Here is a 25,754-nt window from a genome sequence, read left to right as displayed (position 1 = left end):
CACCGCATCGCCAGGAGAAGCCCATGTTCACGATGCTGTTCCGCCTCCTCCCGCACGCGGCCCGTGCCGGCCTGATCGTCACGGCCGCGCTGGCGGGCGCCCACGTGCGCGCCGCCGATCCCTGCGACGGCACGCCGCATTGCCGCAACCTCGGGCCGTTCACGGCCACCGTGGTCGGCGTCAACGTGACGCGGCAGGACAGCGTGACCGCCTACCAGGGCGTGCACACCACGGTGCGCTTCACCAACGTCGGCAACAAGCCGCTGGTGCTCGCCTACCGCGACAAGACCAGCGCCGTCAGCGACAACAACGGCCTGGCCTACCGCTGGTCGTCGAAGGCGACCGGCATCGGCGTCGTCGCGCGCGGCGTGGCCGATCCGCAATTCCAGCTCGCGCCGGGCGAATCGCGTGATGCGTCGTTCGACGGCGTCGTCCAGTACAGCCTGCGGCGGCAGGTCGCGGGCACGGTGTTCCAGCACGACTTCACGATCGTCCAGCTGGCGATGGCCGGCCCGCAGCAGATCCGCGAGGTGCGGGACTACGCCGTGAGCTTCGCGCAGCTCAGCGCCACGTCGGGCGCGGGTGCGGGCGCGGGTGCCGGGCCCGGGGCCGGCGCCGCGATGGCGCGGCCGGCGGCAGCGCCGCAGCGCGCGGTGACCGCTGCGGCGCTGCCGTCGGGCGGCGCGCCGGCCGCGTCGGCGCAGGGCTGCGACGGTGCCGGCGCCTGCCAGGTGCAGGGCCCGGTGCAGGCGAGCGTGGTGCGGGTCAACGTCACCGACTCGGGCGGCGTGACCGCGTACCACACGGTGCGCACGACGCTGCGCCTGCGCAACCTGAGCGACCAGCCGCTGATCCTGGGCTACCGCAACAAGAGCGGCGCGGTCAGCGACAACAACGGCCTCGCCTACCGCTGGTCATCGAAGGCACAGGGGATCGGGCTGGTCGACGCCAACGTGGCCGATCCGCAGTTCCGCCTGGCGCCGGGCGAGGCGCGCGAGGCGTCGTTCGAATCGACGCTGCAGTACAGCACGCGCCGCCAAGTGCCGGGCAACGTGTTCCAGCACGACCTGACGCTGGCGCTGCTGCAGGTCGTCGGCCCCAGCCAGGTGCGGGCCACCAGCGACCTGGCCTTCAGTTTCGCGAACCTGTCGGCCAGCGGCGGGCTGGGCGGCGGCGCCGGCCAGCTGCCGCAGGCGCCGAACGCGGCCACGGCACAGAACATGGAAACGGTGAACAAGGTCGTCGACCTGTTCAAGAGCCTGAAACGCTGATCTCGGGGGAGCATCACCATGTCCACATCGATCCTTCACTGGGCCGCCACGGTTGCATTGGCCGGCGCCCTGCTCGCCGCCTGCGGCAAGGCCGAGCCCCCCGCCCCCGCCCCGGCCTCGACCGCGGCGAAGCCGGCCGCCAAGATCCCCGGCGGCGACGGCGGCGCGAGCGCCGAGGAGGTCGCGAAGCAGGCGCGCGGCGCCCTCGTCTGCCCGCCCAAGGCCACGACGCCGCCGCGCGCGGCCGGCGCGCCGGTCGACGACATGCTGGGCGTGCGCCCGGGCCTGGGTTACGACGAGGCGATGGAGGCGGTGCTGTGCGCGAACCCGCTGCTCGTCGCGACGCCGACCGGCAGCCGCGGCTTCAACCTGAAGGCGCCGCTGGCGTCGACCGTGCGCCAGGGCTTCACCGCGCGCTCGGCCGAGCCGCGCGTGGTCAAGAGCAGCAAGCAGATCATGAAGGAGCTGCAGGACGACGCGATGGCGCGCGGCGGCAACGCGGTGCGCGAGGACCTGAAGCCGGGACAGTCCAAGTGGTTCGTCGCGACGATGGGGCTGCAGGGGCAGGAGCGCGTGCTCGGCGTGACGCGCGAGGAGCGCTTCGCGAGCGAGCAGAGCCCGACGGTCGAATCGGTGCACGCCGCGCTGCTGAAGAAGTACGGCATGCCGAGCCACGACCAGCCGGCCGCCGCGAGCAGCCTGCCGCTGCTGCGCTGGTCCTATGACCCGCAGGGCCAGCTCGTCACGGTCGGCTCGCCGCTCTTCCATCGCTGCACCGGCACCAGCGATCCGAACGGCAGCATGCACGTGACGCCCGAATGCGGCGTGGTCGTGCAGGCCGTGCTGGTCCCGCAGAAGACCAATCCCGAGCTGGTCGACCGGCTCCAGGTCGGCATCGTCGACCAGGCGCTCGGCTACCGGCTGATCGGCGCGACCGAGCAGGGGCTGGCCCAGCTCGACCAGCGCCGCCGCGCGCAGGAGGTCGACAAGGCCGCCAGGAACGGCAAGGCGCCGTCGCTGTGAACAACCGATCCACGGAGGTGATGACATGAACCGATCCACCCTGCGCCGGACCACGACGCTGTTCGCCGCCGCCCCGCTCGCGCTGCTGCTCGGCTGCGGCAACAGCCTGTCCGGCACCTACGGGCAGAAGGGCGGCGTGAACTTCGAGTTCCACTCGAACGGCAAGGTGGAGCTCGACGTGATCGGACCGATCCAGGAGGCGACCTATGTCGTCGAGGACGGCAAGGTCAAGATCACCAACGGCAGCCAGGGCACGATGGTGCTGAAGATCGACGACAAGGGTTGCCTGGACGGCGGCATGATGATGGGCAAGCTGTGCAAGCTGTGAGGCCGGCGGCGCGGCCCGTACGCTAGGCCCGGCGCCAGGCTCGCGCGTCGCCGTCCTCGGGCCGCAGCTCGCGCACGCCGCGGGGCAGCGACGCCACGTGCAGCGTCTGCGTCGGAAACGCGAAACCGATGCCGCGCTCGCCGAGTTCGCGCATCAGCGCGAGGTTGATGCGCTGCTGCTCGTCCATGTAGACCCCGTAGGCCGGGTCGAGCACGATGTAGACGACCTCGTAGTCGAGCGAGCTGGCACCGAAGCCCTTGAAATGCGCGCGGTCGAAGCGCAGGCGCGGGCTCTGCTCGACCAGGCGCCTCACGATGAGCGGGATCTCCTCGGCCTGCTCCGCACTCGTGTCGTAGCTGACGCCGAAGCCGAACACGATGCGGCGTTCCCGCAGGCGCTTGTAGTTGCTGACCGTCTGCTTGAGCAGCTCGGTGTTGGACATCACGATCTGCTCGCCGCCGAGGCTGCGGATGCGGGTGGTCTTGACGCCGACCAGTTCCACGGTGCCGGCGACGCTGCCGAGCACGATGAAATCGCCGACCTCGAACGGCTTGTCGGCCGCGATCGCGACCGAGGCGAACAGGTCGCCGAGGATGTTCTGCGCCGCCAGCGCGACCGCGATGCCGCCGACGCCCAGGCTCGCAATGAACGCGGTGATGTTGACGCCGAGATTGGAGAGCATCGCCAGCAGCACGATCGCCCACAGCAGCGTGCGCAGGCCCCACGAGACGAGCGTGGCGGCCGCGCCGACCGTGGCCGACGGCGTCGCGGCGTGCTTCAGCGCATGGCGCCGCAGGCCGATCGACACGCACCGGTTGGCCCACAGCGCGACCTGCAGGGCCAGCGCGATGAACCACAACTGGCCCACGCGCGAGGACCAGCGATCGGGCAGGTCGAGCATGCCCACGCCGACCAGGATCGCGACGAGCGCGAGCAGCCAGCGGTTGGTGCCGGCCAGCACCTCGACCAGCATGTCGTCGGCGCGGTTCGTGGTGCGTTCCGCGACGCGGGTGAGGTGCGACAGCGCGATGCGCAGCGCCAGCGACATCAGGACATACGCGAGCATGGCCGCGCCGATGCCCAGCGCGAGGCTGGCGAGCGAAACGCCGGCCACTGTCGTGTGGCCGGCCCAGTCGAGAAAGGTCGAGGACTCCATGCCGCGACCGTAGCATCCGGCTGCCGCTTGCATGCCGCACCCCCGCGATGCCGCACCCCCGCATGGGGTTACGGCGGTCACCCGGCCCGCGGTGCGCGCGATACATTTGGCAGAATGTATTACCGGAAAACTCGCGGACCGCCGACGGTGAGGCCGCCCTGCCCATGCACGAGCCGTTGAGCGACGACCTGCGTCGCTTCATCCTCACCAGTGTCCCTTCGGTGCCCTACCTGGAGGCGATCCTGCAGTTTCATGCGCCGCCGCGGGCCCCCCGCTCGGCGGCATCGCTGGCGGCCGCGCTGTACATCGGCGAGCCGGCGGCGCAGGCGCTGATCACGGCGCTGGCGGTCGCGGGGATCGTCCGCAAGCTGCCGCACGACGCCGAGGACCGCCACGAATACGCGCCGGCCGATCCCGCGATGGCCGCCATGATCGACCGCCTCGTGCGCGCCTACACCGGCGATCTCGTCGGCGTGACCCGGCTGATCCACGACGCGACGCAGCGCAGCGCGCAGCGTTTCTCGGATGCATTCAAGTTCGGAAAGGGATCGTGATGGACAAGATCGTCTTCGCCTTGTGCGCCGCCACCGCGGTGCTGTGTGCCGGGCTGCTGCTGCGCGGCTACCTGCGCAGCGGCGCGCGCGGCCTGCTGTGGGCCTGCCTGTGCTTCGTCGGGCTGAGCCTGAACAACGTGCTGCTGATCGTCGACCGCTACGTGTTCACGTCGGTCGACATGTCGCTGTGGCGCCTGTCGATCGCGCTGGTCTCGACGCTGCTGCTGGTCTGCGGCCTGCTGCTGGACCCGGCGCGTTGAGCGGAGGCTGCGATGCATGAATTGCTGCTCGGCGGCATTGCCGTGGCCTCGTTCGTGGCGGGGCTGATCTTCCTGCGCTACTGGCTGAGCACCCGCGACGGCTTCTTCCTGCTGTTCACGGCGTCGTTCTGGCTCGAGGGGCTGAACCGCGTCCACATGGGGGTGACCGCAAGCTGGAACGAGGAGGCCCTGCCGGTGCACTACGTGGTCCGGCTGATCTCGTACCTGCTGATCCTGCTGGCGATCTGGCTGAAGAACCGACCCGGCCGGCACTGACGGCGCCGGCCGGCCGGCGCTTCAGCGCTGGCCGCTGGCGCGCGGCGGCACGCTCTTCAGGTGCAGATAGAGCGCGCGCACGTCGGTGTCGTTCATCGCCTGCAGACCGGCGAACGGCATCACCGGGCTGACCGCGCTGCCGTCGGGTCGCTTGCCGCTGCGGAACATCGCGATCATCGCGTCGGCGTCCGGGTATCTGGCCAGCGCCGAGCCCTCGCCCGGCGTCAGGTTCGCGGCGGCGGGCCAGTCCGGCGGCGCACCCGGAATCTTGCCGCCCGACAGGTGCTCGCCGTGGCAGCCGATGCAGGTGTTGGCCACATAGGCGCCATGCGCCACGGTCACGCCTTCGGGCACGGGGAGTGCGGGCGGCAGCGTGTGGTCGATGCGCTCGGCGGCGTCCTTGACCAGACCGGCCGCATACAGCGCCTTGACCGGCAGCGGGAACGCGATCGTCGCGCCCGGGCCAGGGGCAGGCGGCAGCTGGCGCACGTAGGCGACGACGGCGGCAAGGTCGTCGTCGGTGAGCCGCGCATAGTCCTCGCTCGGCATCACGATGGCCGGGCGGCCGTCGGGCTTGACGCCATGGCGGATCGTGCGCACCCAGTCGAGGGCGGTGTAGGCCGCGACAGCGGCGCCCGGGGCCGGGGTGATGTTGGGCGCGTGCACCAGCAGGCCCTTGCCGTCGTTGACCACGTCCTTGCCGGCCCCGTCGGCGCCGTGGCACTCGGCGCAGTTGCGCGAGACGTAGAGGTACTTGCCGCGCTCGATGGTCGCGGCGTCGCTGCGGTACGGCACCGCGTCGAGCCTGACCTCGACCCGGCGCTGCATCTTGCGCTCGCCGAGTTGCGCGCCGACCACGAGCGCGGCAGCTGCGGTGGCGACGAGGCCGAGCAGCGCGATGCCGCCGCGCTTGAGCCATTTGTTCATTGCAGTGATCCTCGTTGCAGGGCCGCGCCGGCGACGGCGGCGGCCTCGATGTCGCGGGGCGCGGCGTGGCCGGCGCCGTACAGCGCGATGACGCAGAAGGCGATGATCGCGAGCAGCGTCACCGCGCCGGTGCCGGCGCAGGCCTGGTGCGGCGTGGGCTTCATGGCACGGGCACCGGCTCGGGCGCGGCGGCGGGGTCCAGCGTCACGCCGACGACGCGCGCCAGCTTGGTCCAGCCGCTCGCGTCGAGGTGCGGGCGCACGTGCATCAGCACGCCGAGCAGCGCCTCCGGCGGCATCTGCGTCTTCATCGCACCGAACATCCCGGCGCGCTCGGCGGGGCTCAGCGCCGGCACCAGCCAGCGCGCGACCAGCAGGTGCTCCTGCGGCCCGATCGACGCCAGGATGCGCTCGTGGATCGTGTGCAGTTCGGCGTCGCTGTAGTGCGCCCAGAGGGTCGAGGCGTTGACCGTCTCCTCGATCTGCATGTGCTCGAAGTTCTCGGCGACGAACAGCGCGAGGTGCCGGTACAGGCGCAGCGCACGCATGCCGCGCTCCGCCGGGACGGCCGCGGCCAGCGCGGCGGCCTCGGCGCGCAGCATCGCGATCGACTCGAAGTGGTCCTCGTGATCGCCCGCGGTGCGGGCCGAGCCGGCCGGCACGCGGGCCTCGATCGCGCTGTGCAGGAAGTCGTTCTCGTGCTGGATGTGGCTCTGGCACAGCGTCAGCAGGCTGTCGAGCTGGCCCAGCGTGGCGGCGAACTCGTCGGCGTCGTACACGTCGACCCGGCCGACGCGGCACAGCGTGTCGCACATGAAGCTGCGCAGCGCCTTGTGGATGTCGAGGTAGAGGTTGTAGCGCTCCGGCGCGTGCACGGCGGGGGTGGACGAGGCGGCGGCGGGGGCGGTCTGGAAGGCGGTGGTGTTCATGGCGAGGCTCCTTGTCTTGAGGTGCCTCACTGTAGAAATCGGCGCCCGCGCGCACATCGACCGAAGGAGCCATTGGCGCCCCGCCGAGGAGCCATCCGGGGGATCAGCCGGGCGGCGGCGGCGCGCCCGGCGCGGGCGGTTCGGCGGCGGCGGCGCCGGGCGGCGCGTGCATCACCCGCTGCGGGAACGGGATCTCGACCCCCTCGGCGGCGAGCAGGTCCAGCACGGCCAGGTTCACGTCCGAGCGCACGTTGCCCTGCCCGTTCTCGGGGTCGCCGATCCAGAACGCCAGGTTCAGGTTGATGCCGTCGGCGGCGAACTCGCTCAGGTGAACGGCCGGGCCGGGTTGCTCCAGCACCCGCGGCACGGCGCGCATCGCGGCCTCGAGCTTGGGCTGCAGGGCGCGGATGTCGGTGCCGTAGGCGACCTGCACCGCGCTGTTGAGCGCGATCAGCCGGTCGGCCAGCGACGAGTTCTCCACCCGCTGGGTGATCAGCATCTCGTTCGGCACGATCGACTCGCGGCCGTTGAGCGCGCGGATGACGGTGTAGCGGGTGCGGATGTCGCTGATCCGGCCTTCGAATCCATCCACCTTGACCATGTCGCCGATCCGCAGCGAGCGCTCGGCCAGCACGACGAAGCCGCTGACGTAGTTGGCCGCGATCTTCTGCAGGCCCAGGCCCACGCCGACGCCGATCGCGCCGCCGAGCACCGACAGCGCGGTCAGGTCGATGCCGACGGCCGACATGGCCAGCAGCAGCCCGACCACCAGCAGCAGCACACGCACGATGTTGGCGGCCATCTTGCGCAGCGACAGCGTGTTGCCGCTGCCGCGCAGCAGCCGCTTCTCGATCGCCGCGGAGATCCACAGCGCGAGCACCATCACCAGCCCGGCGGTCAGCGTGCCCTCGACAATGTTGCGCAGCGAGACGCGGCTGGCGCCGATCTTCCAGTGCAGGTCGTCCATCGCGTCCATCAGGATCGGCAGCACGCCGGTGACCCACAGCACGACCGCGAGCCACGCCAGCCACGAGATGCTGCGCTCGACGATGCGCACCCAGCGCACGTCCGGGAAGGTGACGCCGAGCACCCGCACGCTCAGGCGGATCACCGCCAGCGAGATCAGCATCGGCACCGCGAGCCGGAACACCGCCGCCTGCGCCGTCGCATGCACCGCGACCTGCGCGGCGAAGGCCAGCGCCAGCGCGAGGATCGGGAACAGGACGCCGTCGATGATGCGGCGGCCGAACCAGATCGATTCGTCGTCCGGCGGCTCGGCGCCGCGGATCAGGCGGACGACGACCCAGGCCAGCAGCAGGCAGCCGGCCAGAACCGCCAGTTCGACCAGCGTGCCCGGCTCGCCGAGCGCGAGCAGCAGCGCTTTCAGTTCGATGCGGCCGAACGGCTGGCCCGCCGCCGCCGCCGCGTCAGACACCGGCGAGCACGCGCAGGTGGGCGGCGACGCTGCGCGCCAGCGCGCCGAGGTTGTAGCCGCCTTCCAGGCACGAGACGATGCGGCCATTGGCGTGGCGATCGGCAACGGCCTTGATGCGCAGCGTCATCCATTCGTAGTCGGCCTCGACCAGGCCGAGCTGGCCCAGGTCGTCCTCGCGATGCGCGTCGAAGCCGGCCGAGACGAAGATCATCTGCGGCCGGAACGCGTCGAGGCGCGGCATCCAGTTGGCCTCGATCAGCTCGCGGACCTCGGCGCCGCGGGTGTAGGCGGGGATCGGCACGTTGACCATGTTCTCGCCCAGCGGCACGCCGCCGCTGAACGGATAGAGCCGGTCCTGGAAGATGCTGACCATCAGCACGCGCTCGTCGCCGGCGATGATGTCCTCGGTGCCGTTGCCGTGGTGGACGTCGAAATCGACGATCGCCACCCGCTCCAGCCCGCGCACGTCGAGCGCATGGCGCGCCGCGATCGCGACGTTGTTGAAGAAGCAGAAACCCATTGTCTCGCTGCGCGTGGCGTGGTGGCCCGGCGGGCGCACCGAGCAGAACGCGTTGCTGGCCCGGCCGTCGAGCACCGCGTCGGTCGCGGCCACCGCGGCGCCGGCGGCGCGCTGCACCGCGGCCCAGGTGCCGGCGTTGGCGCAGGTGTCGGGGTCGAAGGCGTGGCGCGAGTCGTCGCCGCCCAGGTGCTCGAGCGCATCGCGCAACTCGGCCACGTAGCCGCTGGTGTGGGCGTTGGCCACGTCGGTCAGGTCGACCAGGGGCGCCTCGAAGCGCTCGAGCGCGATGTCCAGGCCGGTCGCGAGCAGGTAGTCGTCGATCGCGTCGAGCCGCTGCGGGCACTCGGGGTGGCCGTGGCCCATGTCGTGGCCGCGGCAGTCGGGATGGCTGTAGAAGGCAGTGGTCATCGGCGGCGGTCGGGGCTTTTCGGGTAAGGTTCCTGCATGGACAAACGCGTGGACACTGCCAAGGCGCTCGCCGCACAGCTGACGGCTCTGGTCGACCAGATCGCCACGATTATCGTCGGCAAGCGCGCCCAGATCGAAGACTGCGTCGCCTGCATGCTGGCGGGCGGGCACCTGCTGATCGAGGACGTTCCGGGCGTCGGCAAGACCACGCTGGCCCACGCGTTGGCGGTGTCGCTCGGGCTGCGCTTCTCGCGGACCCAATTTACCGCCGACCTGATGCCCTCGGACCTGATCGGAGTCAGTGTCTACGAACGCAGCAAGGAAACTTTCGTCTTCCACCCCGGGCCGGTGTTCGCGCAGGTGCTGCTGGCCGACGAGATCAACCGCGCCGGGCCGAAGACGCAGAGCGCGCTGCTGGAGGCGATGGAGGAGCATCAGGTCACTGTCGAGGGCGAGACCCGCGCGCTGCCCGAGCCGTTCTTCGTGATCGCAACGCAGAACCCGAGCGACCAGCTCGGCACCTACCCACTGCCCGAATCGCAGCTCGACCGCTTCCTGATGTGCCTGACGCTGGGCTACCCCGACCAGGCCAGCGAGCGCGCGCTGCTCGCCGGGCAGGACCGCCGCGAGGCGATCCACGGCCTGCGCGCGGTGATGACGCCGCTGCAACTCGTCGAGGCGCAGCAGGCGGTGCAGGCGGTGCACGTGTCGGACGCGCTGCTCGACTACCTGCAGGCGCTGATTGCCGCGACCCGCTCGGGCCGCTGGTTCGTCGAGGGCCTGAGCCCGCGCGCCGGCATCGGCGTGCTGCGCGCCGCGCGCGCCCGCGCCCTGCTCGGCCAGCGCGACTACGTGGCGCCCGACGACGTGCAGTACGTGCTGCCCCAGACCATCGCCCATCGCCTGGTGCCCGTCGCCGGCGCCGGCCGCGGCCGGGTCGAGCAGGTGCGCGCGATGGTCGAGGCGGTGGCGTTGCCGTGACGGTCGACGCGGGTCTGGCCCCGCCGGGGCTGAACCCGGCCGCGCACATCCGCGCCCGCTTCCGCGCCTGGATCGACGCGCGCCAGCCGCGCACCGACACGCTGCAGCTGACGCAGCGCAACGTCTACATCCTGCCGACACGCGCGGGCTGGATGTTCGGCGCGACGCTGCTGGTGCTGCTGGTGGCGTCGGTCAACTACCAGCTGAACCTCGGCTACGTGCTGACCTTCCTGCTGGCCGGCAGCGGCGTCGTGTCGATGCACCTGACCCACGCGACGCTGCGCGGTCTCACGCTGCACCTGAAGCCGGTCGCGCCGGTGTTCGCCGGTGACCCGGCGGTGCTCGACGTGGTGCTGACCAGCACGGGCGCGGCGCGCTTCGGCATCGGCCTGAAGGTCTATGGCGCGCCCGAAAACACGCTGACCTGGATCGACGTGCCGGCGCTCGGCCAGGCGCATGCGCAGGTCAGCTTCGTGCCGCCGCGCCGCGGCCGGCACGAGCCGCCGACGCTGGGCGCCGAGACGCGCTTCCCGCTCGGCCTGTTCCGCGTCTGGACGGTCTGGCGGCCGGCGGGGCAGCTGCTGGTCTACCCCGCGCCCGAGCGCCCGCCTGCCGCGTTACCGGCTGCCCGTGCGGTGCCGGGCGGCCCGACCCAGTCGCGCAGCGCCGACGGCGGCGAGGTCGAAGGCGTGCGCGCGTACCGGCGCGGTGACCCGCTGAAGCTGATCGCCTGGAAGAAGGCCGCGAAGACGCTGGACAGCGGCGGCGACCTCGTCAGCCGCGACACCAGCGCGTCGGCCCATCAGGAGCTGTGGCTGGACTGGCAGGCCTGCGGCACGCTCGCGCCCGAGGAGCGGCTGTCGCGCCTGACGGCCTGGACGCTGGCCGCGCACCGTGCCGGCGCGGATTACGGGCTGCACCTGCCCGGCGTCGACATCGCGCCTGCCGACGGCGATGCGCAGCGCCGGCAATGCCTGGAGGCCCTGGCGCTATGGCACTGAGGAATGGCGCCCCTCGACCGGCGGGTACGCCGCTCGATCCCCCGCGGGGATCCGGGCCGGCTTGGGGCGGCCCGGCGCGCGGACGGCTGTTGCCAGATTGGCGGACTCTGCCGCGCGATGCGCGCGACACGCTGTTCCTGCTCGCGGTGATCGGCTGGACGGTGCTGCCGCACGTCTCGCACCTGCCGCTGTGGTGCTCGCTGCTGACCTTGGTGGTGTTGCTGTGGCGCGCACGGCTCGCGCTGGCCAACGCGCCGCTGCCGAACCGCTGGTGGCTGGTTGCGGCGCTCGCGCTGGCAGCCGCCCTCACGTTCTGGTCGCACCGCACGCTGCTCGGCAAGGAGGCCGGCGTCACGCTGGCGGTGGTGCTGATGGCGCTGAAGACGCTCGAGCTGCGCGCGCGCCGCGACGCGTTCGTGGTGTTCTTCCTCGGCTTCTTCATCGTCCTCACGCACTTCCTGTATTCGCAGTCGCTGCCGGTCGCGGCGGCGATGCTGGTGTCGGTCTGGGGCCTGTTGACCGCGCTGGTGCTGGCCCACATGCCGGTCGGCCAGCCGAGCCTTCGCCAGGCGGCGCGTCTGTCCGCGAGAACGGCGCTGTGGGGCGCGCCGATCATGGCGCTGCTGTTCGTGCTGTTCCCGCGCATCGGGCCGCTGTGGGGCGTCCCGCAGGACGGGCAGTCGACCACCGGCCTGTCGAACTCGATGCGCATGGGCTCGGTGGCCGAGGTCGCGCAGGACGACAGCATCGCGCTGCGCCTGCGCTTCACGGGCACACCGCCGCCGCCCGGCACGCTGTACTTCCGCGGGCCGGTGCTGTCGCATTTCGACGGCGCCGAGTGGCGCATCGCGCCGCCCGGCGTCAGCGATTTCGGGCCGGTGCGCCGCAACCTGCGCACCAGTGGCGCGGGCGTGGCATACGAGATGACGGTCGAGCCGTCGCGGTTGACCTCGCTGCCGCTGCTCGAGGCGAGCGTCGACGCGCCGAAGATCGACGGCGTGCGCGTCACCGGCCTGGCCGACCTGGAGTGGCGCACCGACCGCCCGCTGTTCGAGCGGGTGCGCTTCGACGCCGTCGCGTTCACCGACTTCCGCCACGGCCCGACGACGCCGCAGCTCGCGCTGCAGGACCAGCTCGTGCTGCCGCCCGGCTACAACCCGCGCACCCTCGAATGGGCCGCCGCGATGCGCCGCGACCCGCGCTACGCGAACGCCGAGCCGCGCGTGCTCGCGCAGGCGCTGCTCGATCACATCCGCACGTCGAACTACACCTACACGCTCGCCCCCGGCGAGTACGGCCGCGACGCGGTCGACGAGTTCTGGCTCGACCGGCGCGAGGGCTTCTGCGAGCACTTCGCGGCGGCGTTCGTCGTGCTGATGCGCGCGCTCGACGTGCCCGCGCGGGTCGTCACCGGCTACCAGGGCGCGGACCCGATCGCGGTCGACGGCTACTACGTCGTGCGCCAGAGCTCCGCCCATGCGTGGGCCGAGTACTGGCAGCCCGGCATCGGCTGGGTCCGCGCCGACCCGACCGCGGCGGTCGCCCCGGAGCGCATCAACCGCAGCGTGCGGCTGCTCGCGCCGCGCGGCGTCGTCGCCGGCGCGATCGCCAATGTCAGCCCGCAGCTGCTCGAGCGGCTGCGCGGCGGCTGGGAGGCGCTGAACAACCGCTGGAACCAGTGGGTAATGAACTACTCGCGTGGCCAGCAGCTCGACCTGCTGAAGAACATCGGCTTCGACTCGCCGAGCTGGGAGGACCTGACGCTGCTGCTGATCGGCGCGCTGAGCACGCTGGCGCTGGTCGGCGCGGCCTGGGCGTGGTGGGACCGGCACCGCGTCGACCCGTGGACACGCCAGATGGACCGCCTGCGCGCGGCGCTGCAGCGCGCCGGCGTCAGCGCCGCCGCGCACGAGCCGCCCCGCGCGCTGGCCCGGCGGGTGCGCGCGCGCTGGGGTGCCGCCGGCGAGCCGCTGGCGGAACTGCTCGACGCGCTGGAGCGGCAGCGCTACAGCCGCACGACGATCGCGCGGCCCGATCACGCATTGACACGCCGCTTCGTCGCGCACGCGCGTGCGTTGCGCGCCGCGGCGGGCTGATCGGCCGACGCGCCGCCGATAATCGGCGCATGCATCGATTCACCCTCGGCCATCGCATCGCGCTGGCCCTGCTCTCGACCACGCTGCTGGTCGCCGCCGCCGATGCGGCGGCCACGAGCAAGAAGAAGCCGACCGCCGACCACGTCCGCACCGACGACGCCCCCGACATCGTCACCTACGGCCAACGCGAGGACGTGATGCGCTTCGGCGCCGAGCTCGCCGAACGGCGCGGCCTCGACGTGGCGCGCGTGCAGGCGGCGCTGCAAAGCGCGCGCTACCAGCCCGCGGTGACGCGCTTCATCATGCCGCCGCCGGCCGGCACCGCGAAGAACTGGGCCGCCTACCGCGCCCGCTTCGTCGAGCCGATCCGCATCCGTGCCGGCGCGGCGTTCTGGCGCGCGAACGAGAAGTGGCTGCAGCTCGCCGAAGAGCTGTACGGCGTGCCGCCGGAGATCGTGGTCGGCATCGTCGGCGTCGAGACGCTCTACGGTCAGCAGATGGGCGGCTTCCGCATCATCGACGCGCTGACGTCGCTGGCGTTCGACTTCCCGAGCGGCCGCAAGGACCGCGCGCCGTTCTTCCGCAGCGAGCTCGAGGAGTTCTTCGTGATGTGCCAGAGCGAAGGCCTGGACCCGCTGCGGCCGACCGGCAGCTTCGCCGGCGCGCTGGGCATGCCGCAGTTCATGCCGTCGAGCTTCAACAAGTACGCGGTCGACCTGGACGGCGACGGCCGCGTCGACCTGCGCGGCAGTCCGGCCGACGTGATCGGCAGTGTCGCGCACTACCTCGCCGAGTTCGGCTGGCGCCGCGCGCTGCCGACGCGCTTCGACGTCGCGGTGCCGGTCGACACGGGCGACCGCGCGGTGCTGCTGGGCCCGGACATCGTCCCGAGCTTCAGCGCGGCGGAATTCGCCGAACGCGGCGCAGTGCTCGGCGACGCGGTGGCCGCGACCGACGCGCGGCTGGCCGAAGCGGGCGGTGTGGGCAAGCTCGCGCTGGTCGAGGTGCAGAACGGCGACGCGGCGCCGAGCTACGTGGCCGGCACGTCGAACTTCTACGCGGTGACGCGCTACAACTGGTCGAGCTATTACGCACTGGCCGTCATCGAACTGGGTGAAGCGGTAGCGCGCGAACGGGCCCGCACGCCACGCTGAGGCCGCGGCACCGCCCGCCGGTTCAGAGGGCGGCGATGCGCTCGACCTGGCGCTGCAGGAACCGCCCGGCCCGGCCCCAGCGCCCGATCGCGCGCGATTCGACCGGCACGCCGGCGAGCCATCGATCGAGTTCGGCGCGCAGCGCCTCCGCCGACACGCAGCGCTGGCTCGGTTGCTTCGCGAGCGTCTTCAGCACGATGGCGTCGAGGTCACCGGCGAGCGCGTGGCGCAGCCGGGCCGGCGTGCTGCCGCGCTGCCGGGCGATCTCCGGCCCGAGCCTACGCTCGCTCGGCGGACGCGGCACGATGTCGAGGATCGACTGCTCCAGCACGGCGGCACTCTCGATCGTCGGCTCGTCCGGACGATGCCCGCACAGCAGTTCGTAGAGGATCACGCCCAGCGCATAGACATCGCAGGCGGTGGTCAGCGACTGGCCGAGGAGCTGCTCCGGCGCGGCGTACCAGGGCAGCACGGGGTTGCCGGCGAGGCGCGTCATCTCGGTCTCGACCGAGGCGACGCCATCGGGCTCCAGCAGCTGGACCAGCCCGAAGTCGAGCACCCGCACCTCGCCCTGCCGGGTGACCAGGAGGTTGTCGGGGTTCAGGTCGCGGTGCAGCACCAGGTGCGCATGGGCATGCCGGACCGCCAGCACCACCTGCCTGAACAGCAGGACGCGTGCACGGATGCCGAGGCGCCGCCCGTTGCACCAGGCCATCAGCGGCTCGCCGTCGACGAATTCGCGTGCGATCCAGGGCCGGCCGGACGCCGTCACGCCGGCGCCATGCAGGCCGGCGATGTTCGGGTGATTGAGCGCGGCGAGCATGTCGCGTTCGCGCTCGAAGCGCCGGGTGAAGGTGTCGCGCTCGACCGCGCCGGCCTGGCGCGACAGCAGCGTGATGACCTCGCGCGCGGACGCCGCGGCATCGTCGCGCTGCGCCAGCCAGACCTCGGCCGCGTCGCCGTCGGCCATGCGGCGCTGCAGACGGTACGGGCCGAAGCGGCCGCCTTCGCGCCGCGCCGCGTCGCGGGTCTCCTCGCGCCGCGCCGGCCGCGGCGACCGCGGGGACGGCAGGTCCTCGAAGAGATCGCTGTAGGGCGTGCGCGCGCGGTCGTCGAGCATCTGCTGCAGTTGCGGTAGCAGCGGGTGTGCCTGGGCCTCCAGCCGCAACAGCCAGTCCTCGAGCGAGTCGGCATCGAGCGCGGCCGCCAGCTTGTACAGCGCGGAGAGTTGTTGCCAGTCGGCCACCGGGGTCCGGTTCATCGCAGTCGTCGTCGGGTCGAGGTTGATTCGATGAAGGGTAGGTGGCGCACCCGGACGCCGCAATCCGTCATTCGTGGGAACGCGGCACACCGGGCGTCAGGCCAGCGCGAGACCCTCGATGCCGAAGCGGCTGAACTCGTCCACTGTCGGCGTGGCATCGGCGGGAGTCGCCGACACGCGCCGGGCCAGATGGGTCAGATCGGCCAGATCGGCCAGATCCATCATGTCGCCGGGCTCGGCGCGCGGCGCGGGGGCCGCGCGACGCGGCGCGCGCTTCGCGGCGACGCGGCGTTCGGCGATCGCCCGGGCGGCCAGCCAGTCGTCGTAGCCGCCCTCCCCGGCGTCGCGCACGTCGAGCCCGTGCGACAACTCGAAGCTGGAGTCGAACCAACCCGGGCCTTGCGCGGGCTCGAAGGCGGCCTGCGGCGGCTGCTCGCGCAGCGCGCGGTGGACGATCGCGCAGGCCGTGCGGCGGGAGGTCAGGAACGAACGCGGGATGAACTGGAAGCGGGCCATGGTCGAGGTCTCGGACAGGGGTCGATGCGGTGCCCTCAGTGTTGCGGCCCGCCGCGGCGCGGGCCATCCCCGCGAAGGCGGAATGCCGGCGGGGAATCCGGGGGACCGGGACGCTCCCTCCGCCGGGGGCCCCAGGGCGGGCGGATGGCGCTCAGGCCGGGATGACGCTGACCTCGACGTCCATGCGCTGGTCGCCGCCGCCGTAGATCACGCCGCGCAGCGGCACCACGTCGGCGAAGTCGGCGCCCCAGGTCAGCGTGATGTAGCGCTGGTCGGCGAGCTGGCGGTTGGTCGGGTCGAACTCGACCCAGCCGTGCTGCGGCGAATAGGCCGCGACCCAGGCGTGCGAGGCGTCGACCCCCATCAGCCGCGGCATGCCCGGCGGTGGATCGGTCAGCAGGTAGCCCGACACGTAGCGCGCCGGCAGGCCGTGGCCGCGCAGGCACGCCAGCATCAGGTGCGCGAAGTCCTGGCAGACGCCGCGGCGCTGGTACAGCACTTCGTCGACCGAGGTGCTGACGGTCGTGGCGCCGGGCTCGAACTCGAAGTCGTCGTGGATGCGGCGCATCAGCTCGCTGACTGCGTCGAGCCAGGGCCGGTCGCGCGCGAACGACTTGCTGGCGTAATGGCGGGCGCCCTCCGACAACGGCACCAGCGGGGTCGGCTCGCTCATGCTGGCGGGGATCAGGTCGTCCTGCTGCGGCTCGCGGCGGATCGCCTCGCGCACGGCCTCCCAGGCGAGCTCGGCCGGCTGCCGCGCGAGCGTTTGCGACTGTGCCTGTGCCTGTGCCTGTGCCTGTGCCTGCGCCTGCGCCTGCGCCTGTACCTCCGTCCGGGTCTGCATCGCCAAGGACAGCTGCTCCTGCAGCGCAGGCGTCGTCCCATCGACGGGTGGCCGTTCGAGCACCTCGACCAGGCACTCCATCCGCACCTTCAGCATCCGGTGCGCGCCGTGCAGGCCGAAGTGCGTGACCATGTTGCCGAAGCTGTCGAGTTCGTCGCGACGCTCGTCGGCCTTCGGTTCGATCTCGAGCGTGTACGAGAGCACGCGCTGCCAAGGCAGCATGCGCGGCGTCAGCCGCGCCAGCTGCCATGACTGCGAGACCGGCGCCGTGTACGCATACCGCGTCTCGTGGTGAACGGTGTAGCGCTGCGGTTCCATCATCACGCCACCAGCGACAGCACGCTGCGCGACGCGGCATGCTGGAAGAACTTGAGCGTCAGCTCGTCGGAGACCGCGCCGGCGCAGCGGCGCAGCTGTTCGAGCACATCCGCGACGGCCTCGCTCTCGGGATGCAGGTCGTGCGGCGCGAGATCGCGCAGCGCCGCGTGCGCCGGCGCGAGCACGTCGCTGGCGAAGCGCCCGTGGCTGAGCTCGAGCTTGGCGATGTACTCGGCCAGGCCCTTGACCTGGAACGCCAGCGAGCGCGGGTTGGTCTCGTCGCGCATCAGGATGTCGAGCACCGGCAGCCACTCGGGCGCGACCAGGTAGCGGCCGCGGTAGGTGCCGGTCGAGTCGGTCAGCTCGAGCAGCCAGTCCAGGCCGTGCGCGGCGCCGTCGGTCGTCGCGACCTGCAGCGACACGCACAGGTGCGACAGGCGCTCGAGCCGTCGCCCGATCGACAGGAAACGCCATCCCGAGCTGCGGGTCATGCCGTCGAGCACGAAGCCCGACAGCGTCATCATCGACGTGACCGCACGGTCGAGCCAGCTCAGCGCCAGCGGCAGCGCGGCGCCGCGCTGGAACACCGGGTCGGCCGCGAGCTGGTTGAGCGTGCGCCAGTTGTCGGCCGACATGCGGTCGCGCAGGTTGAAGGCGGCACGCTGGAGCTGGCGCAGGCGATTCGCCAGCGCTTCGTCCGGATGGGTCGCGGCACGCAGCAGCGCCACGTTGGCGTCGCTGGTGTCGTGGATCAGACCGAGGCGTTGCGCGAGCACGATGGCCGGCGCGATGGCTTCGCCGGGCTCGGCGGCATGGTCGAGCACGCCGGCGATTGCGACCCGCAGCGCGCGCACCGCGCTGTCGCAGCGCTCGCCGTAGCGGCCGTACCAGAACAGGTTTTCCGCGGCGCGCGACGGCAGGTTGACGCGCGAGCCGACCAGGTCCTCCGGCTTCACCGTCGTCGACAGCAGCGAGAACGCCGCGTTGACCGGCGCCCCCGACTGCACCCAGGTGTCCTTGGAGCGGCCGCCGCGCTGCATCGCGATCACGCGTGAATCGCCGTCGACCGCGACGCGGGTCAGCCCGCCCGGCATCACCCGGTAGCCGTTCGGCGTCGCGACCGCGAACACACGCAGGCCGACGGCCCGGGGCGCGAGCATGTCCGGCGCGCCGCGGGTCGGCGAACGGCGGTCGCCGCGTTCGAGCACCGGCGCCTGCGAGACGTGCACCCACTCCTGCGCGACGAAGCGCTGCGGCCGCGCGGCGACGCGGGCCTTCAGCAGGAGGCGCTCGTCGTGCGACAGGTCGGCGCCGAAGATCGCCGGCTCGCGGGCCGAGCGTTCGAGCGGCTTGATCAGCAGCTTGTCGAGACGCTTCCAGGCGTCGTCGAACGCGGCCGGCTCGCCGAGCCACCAGGTCGCGACCGACGGCAGCTTCAGCGGCTCGCCGAGCAGCTGCTCCGAGAGCTTCGGCAGGTAGCCGAGCAGCGCGCCCGATTCGATCACGCCGGAGCCGAGCGCGTTGCCGAGGAACACCGTGCCGCGACGCGCGCAATCGGTCAGGCCGGCGACGCCGAGCGCGGAGTCGGAGCGCAGTTCGAGCGGGTCGCAGTAGTCGTCGTCCTGGCGGCGCAGGATCGCGTGGACGCGCTTGAGGCCCTCGACCGTCTTCATCCAGACGCAGCCGCTGCGCACCGTCAGGTCGCTGCCTTCGACCAGCGGGAAGCCGAGGTAGCGGGCCAGCAGCGCGTGCTCGAAATAGGTCTCGTTGAACGGGCCCGGCGTCAGCAGCACGACGAGCGGCGCGCCCGCCCTCGTGTCGTCACCGGGCATCGGCTTCGGCGCCCAGTGCAGCAGCGAGTCGCGCACCGCGGCGAAGAACGATGCGAGGTGCTGCACGTTCAGGTCCGCGAACATCTGCGGGAACACGCGCGAGACGACCAGCCGGTTCTCGAGCGCGTAGCCGGCGCCGGACGGCGCCTGGGTGCGGTCGCCGACCACCCACCAGCTGCCGTCGGGCGAGCGCGCCAGGTCGGCCGCGTACTGGAACAGGTGCACGCCACCGGCCGGCCGCACGCCCTTGACCGGGTGCAGGAAGCCGCTGTGACCGAAGATCACCGGCGCCGGAATGGCGCCGCTGCGCAGCAGCGCCTGCGGGCCGTAGATGTCGGCCAGCACGCGGTTCAAAAGGTCGGCGCGCTGGGCGATGCCGGCCTCGATCGCGGCCCACTCGTCGGCGGCCAGCAGCAGCGGCAGCGGATCGACCTCCCAGGGCCGGTCGGCGCCCTGCGGATCGGCGTAGACGTTGTAAGTGATGCCGTTCTCGCGGATCTCGCGCTCCATCAGCGACAGCGTGTCGCCGATCTCGGGCCCGTCGCGCGCCGCCAGCGAGCGCAGGAACGCGTCCCAGTGCGGACGTGGCACGCCCGGCGCCGCCAGCATCTCGTCGAAGCGGCTGCCGGGGACGGCGTAGGCGTCGAGCAGGTCTCTCAACATCGAAGTGGGGCGTCTTTTGTCACGGGGCGCATTGTCGCCCGTGGCGCGTCACCCCGCGGCTCTGCGAAGGTCGAGCGTGAACGGGAAGTTCGGGTTGCGCTCTTCCTTGGGCGCGCTCAGGTAGCCCGGCGTGTGGCCGGTGCGGAAGAAGCGCGCCAGGCGCCGCGCCTCGGCCTCGAGCATGTTGACCGGGAAGGTGTCGTAACTGCGGCCGCCCGGGTGCGCGACGTGGTACTGGCAGCCGCCCATCGAGCGGTGCATCCAGGTGTCGAGCAGGTCGAAGGTCAGCGGCGCGTGCACGTCGATGCTCGGGTGCAACGCGGACGGCGGGTTCCAGGCGCGGTAGCGCACTGCGCCGACGAACTCGCCGACCTTGCCGGTGGGCTGTAGCGGGATCGCGCGGCCGTTGCAGGTCAGCACGTGGCGGTCGCCGACCAGCCCGGTCACGCGCACCTGGATGCGCTCGACCGACGAATCGACGAAGCGCGCGGTGCCGCCGACGGCGCCCTCCTCGCCCATCACGTGCCAGGGTTCGAGCGCGAGCCGCAACTCGACGTTGACGCCCATCGCCGCGAAGTCGCCCAGGCGCGGGAAGCGGAAGTTCAGGTGCGGCGCGAACCACTCCAGCTCGACCGGGTAGCCGGCCGCGTTCAGTTCCTCGCAGACATCCGACAGGTCCTGCCAGATGAAGTGCGGCAGCATGAAGCGGTCGTGCAGCTCGGTGCCCCAGCGCTTCAGGCGTTCGGGGCGGTACGGGTCCTGCCAGAAGCGCGACACCAGCGCGCGCATCAGCAACTGCTGGGTCAGGCTCATGCGGGCGTGCGGCGGCATCTCGAACGCACGCATTTCCAGCAGGCCGAGGCGCCCGGTCGGGCCGTCGGGCGAGTACAGCTTGTCGATGCAGAACTCGGCGCGGTGGGTGTTGCCCGAGACGTCGATCAGCAGGTTGCGCATCAGCCGATCGACCAGCCACGGCGGCACCTGGCCCTGCGTGGCGGTGATGCGCTTGAGTTCGGCGAACGCGATCTCGATCTCGTAGACCGAGTCGTTGCGCGCCTCGTCCACCCGCGGCGCCTGGCTGGTCGGGCCGACGAACAGGCCCGAGAACAGGTAGCTGAGTGCCGGGTGGTTGTGCCAGTACGCGACCATGCTGGCGAGCAGATCGGGCCGGCGCAGGAACGGGGAATCGGCGACCGTGGCGCCGCCGAGCACGAAGTGGTTGCCGCCGCCGGTGCCGGTGTGGCGGCCGTCGAGCATGAACTTCTCGGTCGACAGCCGCGTCTCGTGCGCCGACTGATACAGGTGCGTGGCCTGGTCGACCAGTTCGCCCCAGCTGTGCGCCGGGTGGATGTTGACCTCGATGACGCCCGGGTCGGGCGTGACGCGCAGCAGCGCCAGGCGCGGGTCCTTCGGCGGCTCGTAGCCTTCGAGGATCACCGGCAGGTTCATCTCGAGCGCGGTGTCCTCGACGGCGCAGACGAGTTCGAGGTAGTCCTCCAGCGCGGTCGCCGGCGGCATGAAGACGTACAGGCGCCCGTTGCGCGGCTCGGCGCTCATCGCGGTGCGCGTGACGTAGCCGGCCGACTCGAACTTGCCCGGCGCGCGCGGCGCGGGGCCGGCGGACAGGCTGGGCGAGCGCTCGCCGCTGAGCGCCGCGCGCGAGCGATCGGCAAAGCTGCCCGACGCCGGCGCGCTCGCGGCCGGCGAACTCGCGGCGCCGGCGGTGCCGGCCCCGGCGCCCATCTCGTTCGCGCCGTTCGCGAAACGCAGGCGGCGGTACGGCGGCAGCGGCGCGAAGGGCTGGGTCTGGTCGGGCGGGTAGACCCACGGCAGGTCGGTGTCCTTGGCCCACGGCTGCGAGTCCAGCGGCAGGCGGTAGCCCATCGCCGAGTCGCCCGGGATCAGGTAGCAGCGCTCGGCGCGCAGGAACCACGGGCCGGTCTGCCAGCGCGGCGCGCCGGCGGGGTTGCGCGCCACCGGGAACACGTGGCCGACGACCTTGTCCAGCCCCTGCGTGAAGATCTTGCGGATCCGGTCGCGCTCGAGCGGATCGGACAGGCGCGCGTCGAACGGGTCGACGTTGGTCGGCAGCTTGCGCTCGCGCCACAGGTAGTACCAGGTGTCTTCATAGGCCGGGAACACGTACTTCGGATCGAGGCCGAGCCGCTTCGCGACGCCGGCGAGGAAGCGATGCGCGTGCGCCTCGGTGACGCCGTAGTCCTGGTGCTCGCTCGCGAACAGCTCGGGGTGCGTCCAGACCGGCTCCTTGTCCTTGCGCCAGAACAGGTTCAGCGACCAGCGCGGCAGCTGCTCGCCCGGATACCACTTGCCCTGGCCGTAATGCAGCAGGCCGCCGTCGCCGTACTTGGCGCGCAGCTTGTCCATCAGGTCGGCGCTGAGCAGGCGCTTGGTCGGGCCCATCGCCTCGGTGTTCCACTCGGCGCCCTCGCGGTCGTCGACCGAGACGAAGGTCGGCTCGCCGCCCTGCGTCAGCCGCACGTCGTGCTTGCGCAGGTCGTTGTCGACCTGGTGGCCGAGCGCGTCGATCGCGCTCCACTGTTCCTCGGTGTAGGGCAGCGTGACGCGCGGCGCCTCCCAGACGCGGGTGACCGACATCGCGTGCTCGAAGGTCGTCTCGCACTCGTCGATCGCGCCGCTGACCGGCGCGGCCGAGCCGGGCTCGGGCGAGCACGCGAGCGGGATGTGGCCCTCGCCGGCGAGCAGGCCGGAGGTCGGGTCCAGGCCGATCCAGCCGGCGCCGGGCAAGAAGACCTCGCACCAGGCGTGCAGGTCGGTGAAGTCGATCTCGGTGCCGCTCGGGCCGTCGAGCGATTTGACGTCGCTCTTCAGCTGGATCAGGTAGCCGGAGACGAAGCGCGCCGCCAGGCCGAGGTGACGCAGCAGCTGCACCAGCAGCCAGCCGGTGTCGCGGCAGGAGCCGCTGGCCTTGACCAACGTTTCTTCCGGCGTCTGCACGCCGGGCTCCATGCGCACGAGGTAGCCGATGTCGCGCTGCAGCTTCTGGTTCAGCGAGACCAGCCAGTCGTTGGTCGGTGTCTTCTCGCGCGGCACCTGCGCGAGGTAGGCCGCGAATTCGGGCGTCAGCGGCGCCTTGATCATGTACGACGCGAGCTCGGTCTCGACCTCGGGCTCGTACTTGAACGGGTAGTGCTCGGCCGACGGTTCGAGGAAGAAGTCGAACGGGTTCAGCGTCGCCATCTCGGCGACGAGGTCGATCTCGATCCGGAAGCTCGTGGTCTTGTCCGGGAACACCAGCCGCGCCAGGTAGTTCGACTGCGGATCCTGCTGCCAGTTGATGAAGTGCGTGGCCGGTTCGACCCGCATCGAGTAGCTGAGGATGCGCGTGCGCGAATGCGGCGCCGGGCGCAGCCGCACGATCTGCGGGCCGAGGTTGATCGGCCGGTCGTAGCGGTAGTGCGTGACGTGATTCAGCGCGACGTGGATGGACATGGAGTCTCCGGACGGATGTTCGAGTTCTGGTGGAGAGGTGCGTGAACGCTCAGGCCGCGACCGGCACGAGGAAATCGCGGCTGATGCCGATGCCCAGCGTGCCGACGCGTTCGAGGAACTGCGTCAGGTAGGCGTGCAGGCCGGTCGCGAGGATCTCGTCGATGCGCCCGTACTGCAGGTCGGCCTGCAGCCGGCCGGCCTTGCGCAGCGTCTCGGTCGACTGCTCGTTGGCCACCATCTTCAGGTTGCCCACCACCTCGTGCATGCAGGCCGCGAGAGAACGCGGCATGTCCGGCCGCAGGATCAGCAGCTCGGCCACCTTCTCGGGTCGGATCACGTTGCGGTAGGCCTTGCGGTAGACCTCGAACCCCGAGACCGAGCGCAGGATGCCGGACCAGTGGTAGAAGTCGACCTCGGTATCGCGCGTCGCGGCCGTCTCGCCGGCGCCGTTCTGGCTCTGGGTCTGGAAGCCGTGGTACTCGCTCTCGACGGCGTGGAACTTCACGTCGAGCAGCCGCGCCGTGTTGTCGGCCCGCTCCAGGAAGCTGCCGATGCGCAGGAAGTGGAAGGCCTCGTCCTGCAGCATCGTGCCGACCGTGACGCCGCGCGACAGGTGCGAGCGGAACTTGACCCACTCGAACAGCGTGCTCGGGTCGCGCAGGAAGGACTCGGTCGAGACCATGCGCTGGAACTCGAGCCAGGTCTGGTTCTGCGTCTCCCAGACCTCGGTGGTCAGCGTGCCGCGCACCGCGCGGGCGTTCTCGCGCGCGGCCTGCAGGCAGTTGCGGATGCTCGAGCCGTTCCCTTCGTCGCTGACCATGTAGCGCATCACGCTGTCCGGCGTGACGGCGCCGTAGCGTTTCGCGAAGTCACCGGTCAGTTCGCTGATGCCGAGCAGGCCCTTCCAGCCCTTCTCGGCGTCCTCGGCGGACTGCGGCATCAGCGACGCCTGGTAGTTCACGTCCAGCATGCGCGCGGTGTTCTCGGCCCGCTCCATGTAGCGGGCCATCCAGAACAGGTGATCGGCGGTTCTTGACAACATCGTGTTCTCTCCCTTTCGCCGATCAGGCTTCCAGCACCCAGGTGTCCTTGGTCCCGCCGCCCTGCGACGAGTTGACGACCAGCGACCCTTCCTTCAGCGCCACGCGGGTCAGCCCGCCCGGCACCATCTGCACCTCCTTGCCCGAGAGCACGAAAGGCCGCAGGTCGATGTGGCGCGGCGCGATGCCGCTCTCCACGTACGTCGGGCAGGTCGACAGGCTCAGCGTGGGCTGCGCGATGTAGCCGCTCGGGTTGGCGAGCAGCGCGGTGCGGAAATCCTCGATCTCCGCCTTGGTCGCCGCGGGCCCGATCAGCATGCCGTAGCCGCCCGCCCCATGGACCTCCTTGACGACCAGCTGGTCGAGGTTGGCGAGCACGTAGCTCAGGTCCTCGGTCTTGCGGCACATGTAGGTCGGCACGTTGTGCAGGATCGGCTTCTCGCCGAGGTAGAACTCGATCATCTTCGGCACGTACGGGTAGATCGACTTGTCGTCCGCCACGCCGGTGCCGATCGCATTGCTGAGCGTGACGTTGCCGGCGCGGTAGGCGCTCAGCAGTCCGGCACAGCCGAGCGTCGAATCCTTGCGGAAGACCTGCGGGTCGAGGAAGTCGTCGTCGACGCGGCGGTAGATCACGTCGACCCGCTTCGGGCCCTGCGTCGTGCGCATGTAGACGAAGTTGTCCTTGACGAACAGGTCCTGCCCCTCGACCAGCTCGATGCCCATCTGCTGGGCCAGGAACGCGTGCTCGAAGTACGCGCTGTTGTGCATGCCCGGCGTCAGCACGACGACGGTCGGCTCGTTCACCGAGGCCGGCGCGACCGAGCGCAGCGTCTCGAGCAGCAGGTCGGGGTAGTGCGCGACCGGCGCAACGCGGTGCTGGCTGAACAGCTCGGGGAACAGCCGCATCATCATCTTGCGGTCCTCGAGCATGTAGCTCACGCCGCTGGGCACGCGCAGGTTGTCCTCGAGCACGTAGTAGCTGCCTCTGCCGTCGGCATTGGCGGCGCGGATGATGTCGATGCCGGAGATGTGCGAGTAGATGCCGCCCGGCACATCGACGCCCATCATCTCGGGGCGGAACTGCGCGTTGTTCAGGATCTGCTCGGCAGGCACGTGGCCGGCCTTGATGATCTCCTGGCCGTGGTAGACGTCGTGGATGAAGCGGTTGAGCGCCGTCACGCGTTGCGCGAGGCCCTTCTCCATCTCGGCCCATTCGTGCGCGGGGATCACGCGGGGGATCAGGTCGAACGGGATCAGCCGCTCGTTGCCGTGGCCGTCCTCGTCCTTCGCGCCATAGACCGCGAAGGTGATGCCGACGCGGCGAAAGATGACTTCAGCTTCTTCGCGGCGCGACAGCATCACATCATTGGGTTGCTGTGACAGCCAACGGTCGTAGCCGCGGTAGTGCTCGCGGATCGTGTTGGCATCGGCGCGCATTTCGTCGAAGCTGGGTCTCATAGGCAAGTCTCCTCGGGCACAGGGTAGCAA

23 protein-coding genes are annotated in these 25,754 nt (G+C 71.2%); 10 read left to right on the top strand and 13 right to left on the bottom strand.

Annotated features, from left to right (window positions below; all coding sequences use genetic code 11):
- Nucleotides 1-23 precede the first annotated feature (23 nt).
- The 3 genes from ACWH49_RS20530 to ACWH49_RS20520 are packed head-to-tail and all read left to right on the top strand — an operon-like array spanning nt 24 to nt 2,622.
- Nucleotides 24-1,271: a hypothetical protein gene (locus ACWH49_RS20530; RefSeq protein WP_448173150.1), complete on the top strand. Its 1,248-nt coding sequence runs from the start codon at nt 24-26 to the stop codon at nt 1,269-1,271.
- An 18-nt stretch (nt 1,272-1,289) separates the two neighbouring features.
- Nucleotides 1,290-2,294: a hypothetical protein gene (locus ACWH49_RS20525; protein ID WP_448173149.1), complete on the top strand. Its 1,005-nt coding sequence runs from the start codon at nt 1,290-1,292 to the stop codon at nt 2,292-2,294.
- A 25-nt stretch (nt 2,295-2,319) separates the two neighbouring features.
- Nucleotides 2,320-2,622, top strand: a complete 303-nt coding sequence (locus tag ACWH49_RS20520; RefSeq protein ID WP_448173148.1) for a hypothetical protein — start codon at nt 2,320-2,322, stop codon at nt 2,620-2,622.
- A gap of 22 nt (nt 2,623-2,644) precedes the next feature.
- Here ACWH49_RS20520 and ACWH49_RS20515 read toward each other — a convergent pair whose 3' ends face one another.
- Entirely contained in the window at nt 2,645-3,778 is a 1,134-nt protein-coding gene (locus tag ACWH49_RS20515; RefSeq protein WP_448173147.1) for a mechanosensitive ion channel family protein, read from the bottom strand.
- A gap of 176 nt (nt 3,779-3,954) precedes the next feature.
- On the opposite strand from ACWH49_RS20515, the gene ACWH49_RS20510 reads away from it, so the two are divergent.
- From ACWH49_RS20510 to ACWH49_RS20500, 3 genes are read left to right on the top strand one after another with little or no spacing between them, the layout of a single operon-like run.
- On the top strand, nt 3,955-4,332 hold the full coding sequence (locus tag ACWH49_RS20510) for a hypothetical protein (protein ID WP_448173146.1): 378 nt from the start codon (nt 3,955-3,957) through the stop codon (nt 4,330-4,332).
- On the top strand, nt 4,332-4,592 hold the full coding sequence (locus ACWH49_RS20505) for a DUF5985 family protein (protein WP_056468356.1): 261 nt from the start codon (nt 4,332-4,334) through the stop codon (nt 4,590-4,592). Before ACWH49_RS20510 ends, ACWH49_RS20505 begins: the two co-directional genes overlap by 1 nt.
- A 12-nt stretch (nt 4,593-4,604) precedes the next feature.
- Nucleotides 4,605-4,868: a DUF5985 family protein gene (locus ACWH49_RS20500; RefSeq protein WP_448173145.1), complete on the top strand. Its 264-nt coding sequence runs from the start codon at nt 4,605-4,607 to the stop codon at nt 4,866-4,868.
- Nucleotides 4,869-4,889: 21 nt separating this feature from the next.
- Here ACWH49_RS20500 and ACWH49_RS20495 read toward each other — a convergent pair whose 3' ends face one another.
- The 5 genes from ACWH49_RS20495 to ACWH49_RS20475 form a co-directional block, all read right to left on the bottom strand.
- Nucleotides 4,890-5,795, bottom strand: a complete 906-nt coding sequence (locus ACWH49_RS20495) for a c-type cytochrome (RefSeq protein ID WP_448173144.1) — start codon at nt 5,793-5,795, stop codon at nt 4,890-4,892.
- Nucleotides 5,792-5,959, bottom strand: coding sequence for a hypothetical protein (locus ACWH49_RS20490; protein ID WP_448173143.1), 168 nt, complete (start codon nt 5,957-5,959; stop codon nt 5,792-5,794). Before ACWH49_RS20490 ends, ACWH49_RS20495 begins: the two co-directional genes overlap by 4 nt.
- On the bottom strand, nt 5,956-6,723 hold the full coding sequence (locus ACWH49_RS20485; protein ID WP_448173142.1) for a hemerythrin domain-containing protein: 768 nt from the start codon (nt 6,721-6,723) through the stop codon (nt 5,956-5,958). Before ACWH49_RS20485 ends, ACWH49_RS20490 begins: the two co-directional genes overlap by 4 nt.
- Nucleotides 6,724-6,826: 103 nt before the next feature.
- Nucleotides 6,827-8,158 (bottom strand): mechanosensitive ion channel family protein, encoded by a 1,332-nt coding sequence (locus ACWH49_RS20480; protein ID WP_448173141.1) that lies wholly within the window; start codon nt 8,156-8,158, stop codon nt 6,827-6,829.
- Entirely contained in the window at nt 8,151-9,086 is a 936-nt protein-coding gene (locus ACWH49_RS20475) for a histone deacetylase family protein (protein ID WP_448173140.1), read from the bottom strand. The genes ACWH49_RS20480 and ACWH49_RS20475 overlap by 8 nt, the downstream gene beginning before the upstream one ends.
- A gap of 36 nt (nt 9,087-9,122) precedes the next feature.
- Here ACWH49_RS20475 and ACWH49_RS20470 point away from each other — a divergent pair, with 36 nt between their 5' ends.
- The 4 genes from ACWH49_RS20470 to mltB all read left to right on the top strand — a co-directional run bounded on the left by ACWH49_RS20470 (nt 9,123) and on the right by mltB (nt 14,318).
- Entirely contained in the window at nt 9,123-10,067 is a 945-nt protein-coding gene (locus ACWH49_RS20470; RefSeq protein WP_056468337.1) for an AAA family ATPase, read from the top strand.
- Entirely contained in the window at nt 10,064-11,068 is a 1,005-nt protein-coding gene (locus ACWH49_RS20465) for a DUF58 domain-containing protein (RefSeq protein ID WP_448173139.1), read from the top strand. The genes ACWH49_RS20470 and ACWH49_RS20465 overlap by 4 nt, the downstream gene beginning before the upstream one ends.
- An 89-nt stretch (nt 11,069-11,157) precedes the next feature.
- The gene (locus ACWH49_RS20460; RefSeq protein ID WP_448173138.1) at nt 11,158-13,164 is read left to right on the top strand and encodes a transglutaminase family protein; all 2,007 of its coding nucleotides are present in this window, start codon (nt 11,158-11,160) and stop codon (nt 13,162-13,164) included.
- A 29-nt stretch (nt 13,165-13,193) separates the two neighbouring features.
- Complete coding sequence (mltB, locus tag ACWH49_RS20455) at nt 13,194-14,318, top strand: lytic murein transglycosylase B (protein WP_448173137.1); 1,125 nt, start codon at nt 13,194-13,196, stop codon at nt 14,316-14,318.
- Nucleotides 14,319-14,340: 22 nt separating this feature from the next.
- On the opposite strand, the gene ACWH49_RS20450 is transcribed toward mltB, so the two are convergent.
- The 7 genes from ACWH49_RS20450 to ACWH49_RS20420 all read right to left on the bottom strand — a co-directional run bounded on the left by ACWH49_RS20450 (nt 14,341) and on the right by ACWH49_RS20420 (nt 25,724).
- The gene (locus ACWH49_RS20450) at nt 14,341-15,579 is read right to left on the bottom strand and encodes a serine/threonine-protein kinase (RefSeq protein WP_448173136.1); all 1,239 of its coding nucleotides are present in this window, start codon (nt 15,577-15,579) and stop codon (nt 14,341-14,343) included.
- Between the two features lie 96 nt (nt 15,580-15,675).
- A complete protein-coding gene (locus ACWH49_RS20445; RefSeq protein WP_448173135.1) occupies nt 15,676-16,095 on the bottom strand; it encodes a hypothetical protein in 420 nt (139 codons plus the stop codon).
- A 151-nt stretch (nt 16,096-16,246) separates the two neighbouring features.
- Entirely contained in the window at nt 16,247-17,260 is a 1,014-nt protein-coding gene (locus ACWH49_RS20440; RefSeq protein ID WP_448173134.1) for a transglutaminase family protein, read from the bottom strand.
- Nucleotides 17,260-19,752: a circularly permuted type 2 ATP-grasp protein gene (locus tag ACWH49_RS20435; RefSeq protein ID WP_448173133.1), complete on the bottom strand. Its 2,493-nt coding sequence runs from the start codon at nt 19,750-19,752 to the stop codon at nt 17,260-17,262. The genes ACWH49_RS20440 and ACWH49_RS20435 overlap by 1 nt, the downstream gene beginning before the upstream one ends.
- Nucleotides 19,753-19,800: 48 nt before the next feature.
- On the bottom strand, nt 19,801-23,223 hold the full coding sequence (locus ACWH49_RS20430) for a transglutaminase family protein (protein WP_448173132.1): 3,423 nt from the start codon (nt 23,221-23,223) through the stop codon (nt 19,801-19,803).
- A gap of 49 nt (nt 23,224-23,272) precedes the next feature.
- The gene (locus ACWH49_RS20425) at nt 23,273-24,265 is read right to left on the bottom strand and encodes an alpha-E domain-containing protein (RefSeq protein WP_448173131.1); all 993 of its coding nucleotides are present in this window, start codon (nt 24,263-24,265) and stop codon (nt 23,273-23,275) included.
- A gap of 22 nt (nt 24,266-24,287) precedes the next feature.
- Nucleotides 24,288-25,724: a circularly permuted type 2 ATP-grasp protein gene (locus ACWH49_RS20420; protein ID WP_448173130.1), complete on the bottom strand. Its 1,437-nt coding sequence runs from the start codon at nt 25,722-25,724 to the stop codon at nt 24,288-24,290.
- Between the last annotated feature and the right edge of the window lie 30 nt (nt 25,725-25,754).

Source organism: Rhizobacter fulvus (assembly GCF_964020785.1).
The sequence above is the reverse complement of the archived record's forward strand: the minus strand, read 5'-3'. Positions and strand labels throughout refer to the sequence as shown.